At 32.5% G+C, this 11,422-nt stretch carries 14 protein-coding genes; all 14 read right to left on the bottom strand.

Translation table 11 applies throughout. The features are described from left to right. Positions 1-71: 71 nt before the first annotated feature. Complete coding sequence (gene fliE / locus J6V67_RS07670) at positions 72-362, bottom strand: flagellar hook-basal body complex protein FliE (RefSeq protein WP_086224311.1); 291 nt, start codon at positions 360-362, stop codon at positions 72-74. A gap of 4 nt (positions 363-366) precedes the next feature. After that, on the bottom strand, positions 367-861 hold the full coding sequence (flgC, locus tag J6V67_RS07665) for a flagellar basal body rod protein FlgC (protein ID WP_291861055.1): 495 nt from the start codon (positions 859-861) through the stop codon (positions 367-369). A 10-nt stretch (positions 862-871) separates the two neighbouring features. Next, a complete protein-coding gene (gene flgB, locus J6V67_RS07660; protein WP_086224315.1) occupies positions 872-1,312 on the bottom strand; it encodes a flagellar basal body rod protein FlgB in 441 nt (146 codons plus the stop codon). A 41-nt stretch (positions 1,313-1,353) separates the two neighbouring features. Then, positions 1,354-2,016, bottom strand: a complete 663-nt coding sequence (gene aat / locus J6V67_RS07655) for a leucyl/phenylalanyl-tRNA--protein transferase (protein WP_291861049.1) — start codon at positions 2,014-2,016, stop codon at positions 1,354-1,356. A 3-nt stretch (positions 2,017-2,019) separates the two neighbouring features. After that, positions 2,020-4,107 carry an AAA family ATPase gene (locus J6V67_RS07650; RefSeq protein WP_291861046.1) on the bottom strand — a complete coding sequence of 696 codons (2,088 nt, stop codon included), beginning with the start codon at positions 4,105-4,107 and terminating at the stop codon, positions 2,020-2,022. Continuing rightward, complete coding sequence (locus J6V67_RS07645; RefSeq protein ID WP_291861043.1) at positions 4,107-4,406, bottom strand: ATP-dependent Clp protease adaptor ClpS; 300 nt, start codon at positions 4,404-4,406, stop codon at positions 4,107-4,109. The genes J6V67_RS07650 and J6V67_RS07645 overlap by 1 nt, the downstream gene beginning before the upstream one ends. Then, on the bottom strand, positions 4,396-5,007 hold the full coding sequence (locus tag J6V67_RS07640; protein WP_291861039.1) for a TlpA disulfide reductase family protein: 612 nt from the start codon (positions 5,005-5,007) through the stop codon (positions 4,396-4,398). Before J6V67_RS07640 ends, J6V67_RS07645 begins: the two co-directional genes overlap by 11 nt. Before the next feature lie 11 nt (positions 5,008-5,018). Next, complete coding sequence (gene smpB, locus J6V67_RS07635; RefSeq protein ID WP_291861036.1) at positions 5,019-5,474, bottom strand: SsrA-binding protein SmpB; 456 nt, start codon at positions 5,472-5,474, stop codon at positions 5,019-5,021. A gap of 91 nt (positions 5,475-5,565) precedes the next feature. Further along, positions 5,566-6,738 carry a pyridoxal phosphate-dependent aminotransferase gene (locus J6V67_RS07630; protein WP_291861033.1) on the bottom strand — a complete coding sequence of 391 codons (1,173 nt, stop codon included), beginning with the start codon at positions 6,736-6,738 and terminating at the stop codon, positions 5,566-5,568. Between the two features lie 2 nt (positions 6,739-6,740). After that, the gene (gene cysE / locus J6V67_RS07625) at positions 6,741-7,412 is read right to left on the bottom strand and encodes a serine O-acetyltransferase (RefSeq protein WP_291861030.1); all 672 of its coding nucleotides are present in this window, start codon (positions 7,410-7,412) and stop codon (positions 6,741-6,743) included. A 2-nt stretch (positions 7,413-7,414) separates the two neighbouring features. Beyond that, the gene (gene speA / locus J6V67_RS07620; RefSeq protein WP_291861027.1) at positions 7,415-9,256 is read right to left on the bottom strand and encodes a biosynthetic arginine decarboxylase; all 1,842 of its coding nucleotides are present in this window, start codon (positions 9,254-9,256) and stop codon (positions 7,415-7,417) included. Further along, positions 9,253-10,482 (bottom strand): histidine--tRNA ligase, encoded by a 1,230-nt coding sequence (hisS, locus tag J6V67_RS07615; protein WP_291861024.1) that lies wholly within the window; start codon positions 10,480-10,482, stop codon positions 9,253-9,255. The genes speA and hisS overlap by 4 nt, the downstream gene beginning before the upstream one ends. Then, positions 10,479-11,057 carry a dTMP kinase gene (tmk, locus tag J6V67_RS07610; RefSeq protein WP_291861022.1) on the bottom strand — a complete coding sequence of 193 codons (579 nt, stop codon included), beginning with the start codon at positions 11,055-11,057 and terminating at the stop codon, positions 10,479-10,481. Before tmk ends, hisS begins: the two co-directional genes overlap by 4 nt. Then, the coding region (gene coaD, locus J6V67_RS07605) for a pantetheine-phosphate adenylyltransferase (protein WP_291861019.1) at positions 11,047-11,422 on the bottom strand (376 nt) is incomplete at its 5' end. The genes tmk and coaD, both read right to left, overlap by 11 nt.

The raw sequence follows: 11,422 nt of genomic DNA, 5'->3' as shown, positions 1-11,422 counted from the left end.
GAATATAAAGATACCAAGAACAATTAGCAAAAATACTACATATACTTTGCTTTGGCTACTATTTTGGCTCATTATAGCTGTGTTCTTGCTATCTCTTTATATGCGCTTATAGCTTTATTTCTAACTTCTAGCATTAGTTTCATACTGGTTTCAGCCTTGCCAATTGCAATTGCTGCTTGGTGTAGATCTTTTACTTCTCCAGTTGCTAGGTCAGCTACTGCTTTATCAGCTTTTTGTTGGACGTCATTTAGTTCGCCTAGAGTTTTGGTTAAAATATCAGAGAAACTTTGATCTAGTAAATTATCATTTTTACTACTTTTTTGCTCTAATGGATTTAAATTTGATATATTATTAATGTTCATTCAATTATCCTTTCATCATATCAATGGCACTTGTTGCGATTGCCTTAGCGCTTTGGAAGGCTGAGACATTAGCTTGATAGGCTCTTGTAGCTTCGATTAAATCCGCCATCTCAATGACTGGATTTATGTTTGGTAGCATTACATAACCTTTTTCATTTGCATCTGGGTGAGTTGGATCAAATTTCATTTTAAAATTTTTATCATCACGTACGATTTTATCGACTATCACAGTTGAGATCGCAGGTTTTGGAAATCTTGGCGCATCTGGATCATCTAGCGGGTTTTCATTTTCTAAAAAATCATTTTTAGCATTTAGTTGCTTATTTAGCTCTTTATCAAATTCAATTGCCTTAAATACAACCTCTTTACGGCGGTATGGGCCGCCTTCAGCAGTTCTAGTAGTATTTGCATTAGCTATATTTGAGCTAATTACATTCATTCTAAAGCGTTGCGCACTAAGTCCATATCCGCTAATATCAAAATCACTTAAGTATGCCATTATTTATCCTTTATATTTTTCCACTTGCGTCTATTACGCTTTTAAAGATATCGCCATGTTTTTTGCTAGCTGAATCTAGTGCTTGAATCATTAAAACATTTTTACTCATTTCGCTAGTTTCGATATCTAGATCGACAGTATTAGCGTCATTTCTAGCCATATGACCATCACGTAGATATATAGTTGGAATCTTAACTGATGGAAAATCGATTGCGGCAAAATGTTTATCATTTGTTCTAGCCAGTTCTAATTTTGGCTCACTAGCACCTAGTTTATATACCTCTCTTTTTTTTTCTATTAAAGCGGTTTCAAAATCGATATCTTTAGCTTTATAAAAAGGAGTATCGATATTTGCAATATTGCTAGCTATTAATTGGTTTCTAGCAACCCTACTGCCAAGAGCTGAATCTACTAATTGTTTTGATTTGCTAGTACTAAAACCTGCGTACATCATATATCCTTTTTAAATTTATTGCAATACATAAGCAATATTTATTCCAAATTTAACTCTAAATCTTTAAAATTTTCAAATCCGCTTGATTGATTTGATTTTATCTTAAGCAGAGTCAAAAATTTATCCCTAGCTAAATCCTGAGCTCCCATAAATTTAAGATGAGGATTCATTACTTGTGCATCTATGATAAAATCATATTTTGCTAATGCTTTAGCTAGTGTTATTAAAGCGACTTTGGAGGCATTTTTGCCTTTACTAATCATACTTTCACCACAAAAAATCTTACCAAAAATCAGCCCATAAAGCCCGCCAATAAGCTCATCTCCTAAATAGACTTCTACGCTGTGTGCATAGCCTAATTTGTGCATCTTAATATAGCTATCTACAACATTTTGATCTATCCAAGTTGGCTCATTTTGTTCTCTATGAGTTTTGCAAAAATTGATAAAATTTGCAAAATTATAATCAAATTTAACTCTATAATCCCTTAAAAATGGCCTTAAACTCTTTTGAATTTTAATATTTTGTGGATAAAATATTGCCCTTGGGTCAGGGCTATGCCAAAATATCACCCCATCACACGGCCACGGAAAAATACCATGCATATACGCATCAAGTAAAATTTCGCTACTTAGGTCGCCACCATATGCTAGTGGAGCGTCCTTTGGAGCAGTTAATGGATCTGGAAAAATAGAGTTCATTAGCTACTTTGCTGGGATAAACTTAAACTCAAACTCACTACCATTAAAATCAACATTAGCAGTGCCACCATTTTTTAAATCGCCAAAAAGCATCTCTTTAGATAATTTAAGATTTATATTATCTTTAATTGTTCGTTTTATATTTCTAGCGCCAAATTCGGTGCTATATCCAAGACTTATTAGCTTAGCAATAGCCTTTTTGGTCAAATTTATCTTAACTTTTTTAGCTGATATTTCTAATGCATTGATCTCTTTTTGAACAATTTTTTCAAGAATCTCTTGGCTAAGTGGATTGAAATTTATAATCTTATCAATGCGATTTCTAAACTCAGCTGCAAAAAATCCTTTAATAGCTCTGTCTGTTTTATCACTATCATTTTTATTAAAACCCATAATCGGAGCCTCTTTGGTGCCTAAATTTGAGCTCATAATAATAATTGTATTTTTAAAATCACTTTTATTGCCACTAGCATCGCTTAATGTAGCACTATCAAAAATCTGTAAAAATATATTTAATAATTCAGGATGTGCCTTTTCTATCTCATCAAAAAGTATAACACTATATGGGTACTTTTTGACCATATTTGTAAGCATTCCGCCGTTTTCAAATCCAATATATCCAGGAGGTGCACCAATTAGCTTGGCTACAGCATGTTTTTCCATATATTCACTCATATCAAATCTCTCAAAGTGAATATTTAAAGCATTTGCTAACTCTTTAGCTAGTTCAGTTTTACCAACTCCGCTACTTCCGGTAAATAAAAATACACCAATTGGCCTATTTTCATCATTTAATCCAGCATACGATGTAATAAGGGCATCATTTAAACTTTTTATAGCAAGATCTTGACCATAAATTTTAGAACCTAGTGTATGGCTTAGATTTTTTAATATTTGAGTATTATCAGAGCTTGTTTGTATGTTTGAAATATTTGCCATTTTAGCAACTATTTCATTTATTTTAGATTTTGTTACACTTTTTTTGTGTTCTATATTGGTAGCTGCTCCTGCTTCATCTATAATATCTATAGCGCTATCAGGGAGAAATTTATCATTTAAATATCGCTTGGCCATCTCTATGCTTTGGCTTAAAACTTCATCGCTATATTTAACATTATGAAATTTTTCATAAGTAACTTTTAGACCTTTTAAAATTTCTAAACTCTCTTCTTTGCTAGGTTCATCTACATCGATTTTATTAAAGCGGCGAAGTAAAGCTTTATCTTTATTGAAATTTCTAAATTCACTATATGTGGTAGCTCCTATGCATCTTATATCGCCATTTGCTAAGTGTGGCTTTAAGATATTAGCCGCATCTTGACCATTATCGTTGTTGCCAATATTTAAGATAGTGTGAATTTCATCTATGAATATTATATGATTTTTATTCTCTTTTAGATAGTTTATTATCTCTTTTAATCTCTCTTCAAACTCACCTCTATATTTTGCACCAGCTAAAATAGCAAATATATCTAGGCTAAAAATTACACTATCTTTTAGTTTGGCTGGGACATTGCCATTGACGATTCTTTGGGCTATTCCTTGGACTATTGCTGTTTTGCCAACACCTGCTTCACCAACAAATATTGGATTATTTTTTTTGTGGCGACATAAAATTTGTAAAGCTTTATCAATCTCTTTATCTCTATTTATAACTGGGTCTATTTGCCCATTTTTTACAAGTTCATTTAAATTTATAGCTACAGATAGTAGCTCATTACTATCTATATTTAGGCCATGAAATTCCAAAACCTGATATGATTGAGAGTCTTTATCGACTAGAATTTCATCTAAGAAATCTTCAATTCCAAAATTCTCCTCTGCACCAATGCTAGAAAATATTTCGCTAAGCTTATGGGTAAGAATTGGTGGCTTTTTTTCATTGGATTTTGGAGACTCTTTAAGTATATTTATTAGATCATTTCTTAATGCTGCAATATCGCTAATACCAAGATTTTCTAGTATTTTTACAAATTCCTTATTGAATGTTAAAGTATATAAGATATGCTCAGTGCTAATATATTCATGAGATTCACTTAAAGCTAGGTCGCTAGCTTGTTTTATTGATTTTGCTAGATTTTGTTCTATCATTAATCCTCTTTTATTACACATTTTAGCGGAAAGCCGTTTGCTTTAGCAAGACTTAGCGTTTGGTTTTGTTTGGTTTGGGCAATTTCTTTGGTATATATTCCACAGATTGCACTACCATGTTTATGAATTTGCATCATTAAATTTACAGCTTGATTTAGCTCTTTATTAAAAATTTCACAAAGCACCATCACTACAAAATCCATTGTAGTAACATCATCATTTAATAAAATTACTTTAAAAAGAGTTGGCTTAAACTCTTTTAATTTGGTTTTTGAAGTTAATGATCTTTTAGTTTTCATTTAAAATCTTATCTATATCTTGACTAATTATATTGGTGCTTACTTCACCTAGATAAAATTTATTACCAACTACTGTGCCATTTAGATTATCGCTAAGGCTTTGATATTTTCCATTTTTTAATACTACTTTAAACGGAATAGAAAGAGCTCTATTGTAGTTTATATCATTTAGAATTTGATCTATAATTTTGCTATTTTCTTTTGAATTTGCTATAAAATAGTAAGCATTATATTTTTTACTAAAGTTTTCTAAAACATACTCATCATTAACATCTTCAAAGTGAATAAGGCCAATTATTATAAATTTATCTGCATTTTTAAGTTGAAAATCCATTAGGTGAGGGGCCTCTTTTTGGCAAGGAGCACAATATGTCCCAAATATATCAATCATCAATATTTTATCACTATCTTTGAGTTTAAAGCCATTTTCTGTACGTACAATAGTAGCTTTGCTACCAATTATGCTAGTTAGTTCTATTTCATCGCCGGTCTTATATGAATTTGATTGAGTTAGTTGAGTGGTGTTTGATTGTTCGTTACTACATCCACTAAGTGCTAAAAATGCCACTAAAAATAGGGCAATAAATTTGATACTTTTCATATTTTTCCTTTTTATATATATCTTTTTAAGGCTGCTCTTGCCTCTAGATTTGCCTGTTTAGCCTTAAGCGCTTCTCGTTTGTCATGAAGGTTTTTGCCTTTAGCTAAGGCAATATTTGCTTTGACTATATTTTTGTTATTAAGATATAGATTTAAAACAACTATAGTCAGGCCATCTGTACTTACTTTTCCTAATAATTTATCGATCTGCTTACGATGCATAAGAAGCTTTCTAGGAGCTCTTTCATCTGGACGAAAGTGCGAGTGAGCAGTTTGAAGGTGACTAATATGAGCATTTAACAAAAATAGCTCACCACGAATAATTCTTACAAAGCTATCTTTTAAATTTGCTCTACCAGCACGAAGAGCCTTCACCTCGCTACCTTGTAAAACTATACCAGCTTCAAAGTTCTCGATAATTGTATAATCATGAAATGCTTTTTTATTTTTTGCTAAATCTTTTCCCATTTTGATACTTTTTATAGTTTGTAAGCTTGAAATTATAGCTAAAGATTATGAATTTAGTTTGAACAAGAGTGCCTTTATAGCACTCTTGTTGTTATTTTTTATAATTTTTTACAAATTCAGCAATACGCTCAATACCACGTTTTAGACTATCTATATCGCATGCAAAGCTAAGCCTAAAATATCCATCCATACCAAATCCTACGCCAGGAACTGTAGCTACTAGCCCTTTTTCTAAAAGTTCTTGACAGAATTTCATTGAGTCAGGCTCTACATTTTTACAGTTGATAAATAGATAAAATGCACCATCTGGACATACTACACTTAAATTTTCTATATCATTTATAGCTTTTACAGCATAATCTCTACGCTCTATAAATTTACTTTTCATATACTCTATATCAGCATCAGCTTCTCCTAGTAGTGCTGGTATAGCGCCAGCTTGAACTATGCTTGAGATATTGCTTGTGCTTTGGCTTTGTAGTTTTCTAAGGGCTTTATTTAGCTCATCTATACTACTTGCCATATATCCAAATCTCCATCCTGGCATCGCTCCACATTTACTTAAGCCATTGATTGTGATTGTTCTTTTGAACATATCATCGCTAATTGCTGCAGCTGCAATAAATTCACCGCTATATGTAAGCTTTTCATAAATTTCATCACTAATTACTAAGATATCACTATTTTTTAATACTTCTCCGATTTCTTCAAGCTCGGTTTTGCTATATACGCCACCGCATGGGTTGCTTGGGCTATTTAGCACTATAGCTCTTGTTTTTGGAGTGATTGCTGATTTTATTTGATTAGCTGTTAATTTAAATTTATTATCTTCGCTTGTTTCAACTATCACTGGAGTACCACCGCAATATTTGACTATTTCAGGATAGCTTACCCAGTATGGAGATGGAATTATAACTTCATCACCATGATTGATAATGCATGAAAATAGATTAAATAAAGAGTGTTTAGCACCTACATTTGTGATGATTTGACTTGGTTTGTAGTTTAGATTATTATCTTTTTTTAGTTTAGCAGCAATAGCTTCAAGTACCTCAGGTGTGCCAGGAACTGCAGTATATTTACCACAACCTTTATCTAAGGCTGATTTGACTGCATTTTTAATTATTTCAGGTGTATCAAAATCAGGCTCACCGGCACTAAAACTAATAACATCAAGCCCAGCAGCTTTCATCTCTTTGGCTTTTGAACTAATTGCAATTGTAAGGCTTTCGCTTAGGACTGAAATTCTTTTAGATAATAACATTTTTACTCCTTTATTGATTTGATATATTCTTGATATTTTTTATCTAGTATTATTTTATCGCTTCCTTGACACCCAAGGCTTTCTATGCGATCTATTAGATAGATTAGTAATTCTTTTGTAATATCTGGTAGCTTATTGTGTTCAAATGGGCGATTATCACTGCTAATGCATTTAGCTGGAATTCCTACAGCTGTAGAGTGTGGTGGTACATCTTTTACTACAACTGAATTAGCTCCGATTTTTGAGCCTGCTCCTATGGTGATATTGCCTAAAATTTTAGCTCCAGCACCGACAACTACGCCATTTTCTAAAGTAGGATGGCGTTTGCCTTTATCTAGGCTTACTCCACCTAAGGTAACTCCTTGATAGATTAGGCAATCATCGCCAATTATAGTCGTTTCTCCAATTACTATTCCAGTAGCATGATCGATAAATACCCTTCTACCAAGGACTGCTGCTGGATGAAGATCAACTCTAGTTAGAAAGTTGCTAATTCCAGCAAGCATTCTGGCTAATTTATACCACTTTTTGTTCCATAGAGTATGGATAAATCTATGATTGGCTACCGCCCATACTCCAGGATAATTAAAGATAAGATCTACGCAACTACGATATGCTGGATCTTGTGCTTTTGGTTGAGATAAATCCTCTTTAATAATTTGCAAAATACCCATTATCAGCCTATGGTTTTTAGATAGCCGTTATCATTTAAGAATAGATATAATTCACCAAGAATATGTTTTTTTTGCTTTTCGTCTACTAAGGTTGAGTTTTCTATTCTCTCATTTAGAGTATCTCTAATAGCATGTATATCATAGTCTAAGTCTTCTAATATATCCATAACAGATTGAGATTCTAGGATATTTTTGATCTCGTAGTTGCCCTCTTCATTGATAATTATAGTAGCTTCAGTAGGGTGGGTAAATAGATTATGCTTCATCCCAAGAACTTCTTGATAAGCGCCAACAAGGAAAAATCCTAAAAAATAATCCTCTTTTTCTAGATCTACATCGTGTAAGAATAATGGATTTTTGGTTGCATCAAAACTAATTTCACCATCACTATCGCAAGTAATATCCCAAATAGATGCTGATAGAGTAGGGCGTTCATCTAATCTATCAAGTGGCATTATAGGAAAATTTTGTCCAAGCCCCCAAAAGTCAGGTAAGCTTTGAAACATTGAGAAATTAACTAAATATCTCTCTTGTACCTCTTCTTGAATTTTTAAAAGCTCAGCATAATTTTGTTTATTTCCTAAAAGCGAAATCGCCTTTTTCATAATTAGATGGACTAAAATTTCACTATTTGATCTATCTTGTAAATCTACATAACCTAAATCAAATAAAGTAAGAACACTTTCCATATGATCAATTGCGTCATGAAGATACTCTATAGCATTACTTGGTTTTATACTTTTATATAGGTCGTGTAATTCGCTAATTAGTGGAGGGTTATTATCTTTTAATATCAGTTTTTCTTCTGTGTATTCTTGGCTAAATAGCTCAAGCACTGGTGCTACTAACACAGAGTGAGATGCAGCTATATATCTGCCACTTTCTATAAATATATCAGGTTCAATCTCATTTTTTTGATTAGCAATGCTTTTTAGTAGAAATACAACATCATTTGCATATTCTTTTAGGGTATAATTTCTACTTGGATTATCTTTAAATTGTGAATATTCAATAGCTAAACCACCGCCTAAATTTATAGCTTTTAGAGATTTTGCTCCCATTTTACGAAGTTCTGCATAGATATTACCTGCTTCTATAAGGGCTTTTTTTAGCGGATGAATTTCATTTATTTGACTTCCAATATGAAAGTGAATCATGGTAAATTGTTCAATTAGATTATTTTCTTTTAGTAAATTTACTGCTTCAATTAGCTCTGTAGATGTAAGTCCAAACTTAGAGTTTATACCACCGCTTTTTGCCCATACTCCTGTACCGCTGCTATGTAGTCTAATCCTAAGTCCAATATTTGGTTTTGGTTTAAATCTCTCTTTTGCAGTAGAGATAATTGATTTTAATTCATTTAATCCTTCTATTGTAAGGGTGATATTATGACCCATTTCAGCAGCAATAAAGCCAATATCGATTAATTCATTATCTTTAAATCCATTAACAGTAATTGGTGCGCCATAGTTATTATAAGCCATAGCTAGTAACAATTCAGCCTTTGAGCCGGCCTCTAGCCCATATCCATAGCTTTCGCCAATTCTGACTAGATTTTCTACAAATCCTGGATATTGATTTACTTTTAATGGATATACAGCATTAAAGCTTCCACTATAGCCAAATTCTTTTTTGGCTCTTTCAAAACTAGAGTATACCTGTACAATTTGTTTTTTAATAAGGTGTGGAAATCTTAGTAAAAGTGGTCCACGATAACCATCGTTTCTGATATCTTTTACGATATCAATAAGTGCTGGTTTTAAGTCGCTATTTAAGCAGACTTTGCCACTATCAATGATAAAATTTGAATCTCCCCACAGGCTTAGTCCATAGTCATGTGTCATATTTCACCCTCCAAATTTGCTATAGATATTCGTTTTTCATCTTTTGTTTGTAGATTTTTGTACCAAATTTGACCTTGGCTAAACTCATCATCGCCAAGACATAAAAATATTTCAAAACCTTTTTTATCGGCTATATTTAGATGTTTATTTGGGCTTTTTGCTTCGTATGAAATTTCGGTTTTATAGTTTTTTCTTAAAATTTGAGCAGTTTTATATATTTGGCTTATTAAATTTGGACTTAAAGCACATATATATATTCCTTCTCTCTTGTTTTGACTCTCTTTTTGGCGTAAAATTTCCATAATTCTCTCCACACCCATTGCCCAGCCAACTGCTGGTGTAGATTTGCCACCTAAAAATTCACAAAGCTTATCATATCTACCGCCTCCTGCGACTGCGCTTTGTGAGCCAATATCATCGCTAATAAACTCAAAGGCAGTTTTACAGTAGTAATCAAGTCCGCGTACGAGTTTTGGATCGATTTGAAATTCGACTCCATTTGCTTTTAAAATCTCTTGAAGTTTATTAAAATCATCGTTACAAATTTGATTTAAATTTTGAGTAATAAGTGGAGCATCTTTTAAGATATTTTGACAACTCTGGCTTTTGCAATCAAGTATCCTAATAGGGTTAGTATCAAGTCTTCTTAAGCAATCATCACATAAATTTTCTTTATTGTTTTCAACAAATTTAACTAATTTTTCTTTATATGCTGGCATACATTGACTATCGCCTAGTGAGTTGATTTTTAGTGTGGTTTTAATTTTAAGCCTATTTAAAATCTCATTTAACATTAAAATTACAGATGCATCCTCATATACACTTGATTCCCCAAAACACTCTACGCCAAACTGATGAAATTCTCTTAAACGCCCACGTTGAGGACGTTCATATCTAAACATACTACCATGATAAAAATATCTTTTAACCCCGCCAGCTCTATCAAATTTATTCTCTATAAATGCTCTTACGACCCCAGCAGTTCCTTCAGGGCGAAGACAGACATCGTTACCGCCTTTATCTATAAATTGATACATCTCTTTACCGACTATATCGCTACTTTGACCAACACTTCGCTTAAATAGTGCGGTCTCTTCTAGTTTTGGTGTTTCGCAAAACTCATAGCCATAGTTTTTAACCACAGCTTCACAGGTATCAATTATAAATTTATATAGTTTTCCATCGTTTTCAAGTAGGTCTTTCATACCACGAAGAGCATTAATCATATAAATTTCCTTATTTTATTGTGTATAATTTCTGGACTTAGTGACGCATCGATCTCTAAGACTTCAAATTTTAAATCGGCGAGTATTATACTCATAAATCCTTGAACTCTCATTAAATACTCAATTCCACGACTTTCAATATCATCATTTTGACCTCTACTAAAAAGCCTTTGACGGATTAAATTCTCATTTGCTTTTAAAAATACAAATTTATCTCCAAAATCTGAACAAAGCGCAAATTTATTTAGTTCAATTAAGGTTTTTATATCTAGACTATCATCATTTGCCATAGCATATGCAAGACCAGATACAAAGCTTCTATCGCTTAAAATTAAATTTCCATAATTGGGTTTTAAAACTTTTTCATAATGCTCGGCTCTATCAGCTAAAAATAGAAAAATTTCTGCTCTTTGTGATATTTTACTTGCACTACTCATTAAATAATTTCTAATCATCAATCCAAGCTCTGTGCCACCTGGCTCTTTAGTTATTATAGCATCTTTGTAAATCTCTTTTAGCAGATTTATTTGAGTAGATTTACCGGCTCCATCGACACCTTCAAAATTAATTAGCATATTCTTCCTTTATTTTTTTATATACTTTAGATGGGACAAGCGAACTAATATCACCATCGTGGCGTAAAACTGAGCGGACAATAGAACTAGAAATAAAGGCATTTTTAAGACTTGGCATAAAATAAATCGTCTCAAATTCGCTCCACAACGAAGCATTTGCATAACCAATTTGTAATTCATATTCAAAATCACTCACAGCTCTTAGACCTCGCACAACGGTATTAATATTTTGTGATTTAGCAAAATCGATTAAGAGATTATTAAATCCCATAACCTCAACACTAGGTAATTCCTTAGTCGCTAGACGGGCAAGTTCGATTCGTTGATCGTAGTTAAAATATGGCATTTTAGACTCATTTAGTGCT

It is taken from the genome of Campylobacter sp. (assembly GCF_017646085.1).
Lineage (GTDB): Bacteria > Campylobacterota > Campylobacteria > Campylobacterales > Campylobacteraceae > Campylobacter.
Note: the sequence above shows the minus strand (reverse complement) of the source record. Positions and strands in the feature narration are given on the sequence as shown.

Bases quoted from the DNA above. Each gene is read 5' to 3' on its own strand.
- fliE (WP_086224311.1), bottom strand. From the start codon at position 362: ATGAACATTAATAATATATCAAATTTAAATCCATTAGAGCAAAAAAGT.
- flgC (WP_291861055.1), bottom strand. From the start codon at position 861: ATGGCATACTTAAGTGATTTTGATATTAGCGGATATGGACTTAGTGCG.
- flgB (WP_086224315.1), bottom strand. From the start codon at position 1,312: ATGTACGCAGGTTTTAGTACTAGCAAATCAAAACAATTAGTAGATTCA.
- aat (WP_291861049.1), bottom strand. From the start codon at position 2,016: ATGAACTCTATTTTTCCAGATCCATTAACTGCTCCAAAGGACGCTCCA.
- J6V67_RS07650 (WP_291861046.1), bottom strand. From the start codon at position 4,107: ATGATAGAACAAAATCTAGCAAAATCAATAAAACAAGCTAGCGACCTA.
- J6V67_RS07645 (WP_291861043.1), bottom strand. From the start codon at position 4,406: ATGAAAACTAAAAGATCATTAACTTCAAAAACCAAATTAAAAGAGTTT.
- J6V67_RS07640 (WP_291861039.1), bottom strand. From the start codon at position 5,007: ATGAAAAGTATCAAATTTATTGCCCTATTTTTAGTGGCATTTTTAGCA.
- smpB (WP_291861036.1), bottom strand. From the start codon at position 5,474: ATGGGAAAAGATTTAGCAAAAAATAAAAAAGCATTTCATGATTATACA.
- J6V67_RS07630 (WP_291861033.1), bottom strand. From the start codon at position 6,738: ATGTTATTATCTAAAAGAATTTCAGTCCTAAGCGAAAGCCTTACAATT.
- cysE (WP_291861030.1), bottom strand. From the start codon at position 7,412: ATGGGTATTTTGCAAATTATTAAAGAGGATTTATCTCAACCAAAAGCA.
- speA (WP_291861027.1), bottom strand. From the start codon at position 9,256: ATGACACATGACTATGGACTAAGCCTGTGGGGAGATTCAAATTTTATC.
- hisS (WP_291861024.1), bottom strand. From the start codon at position 10,482: ATGATTAATGCTCTTCGTGGTATGAAAGACCTACTTGAAAACGATGGA.
- tmk (WP_291861022.1), bottom strand. From the start codon at position 11,057: ATGCTAATTAATTTTGAAGGTGTCGATGGAGCCGGTAAATCTACTCAA.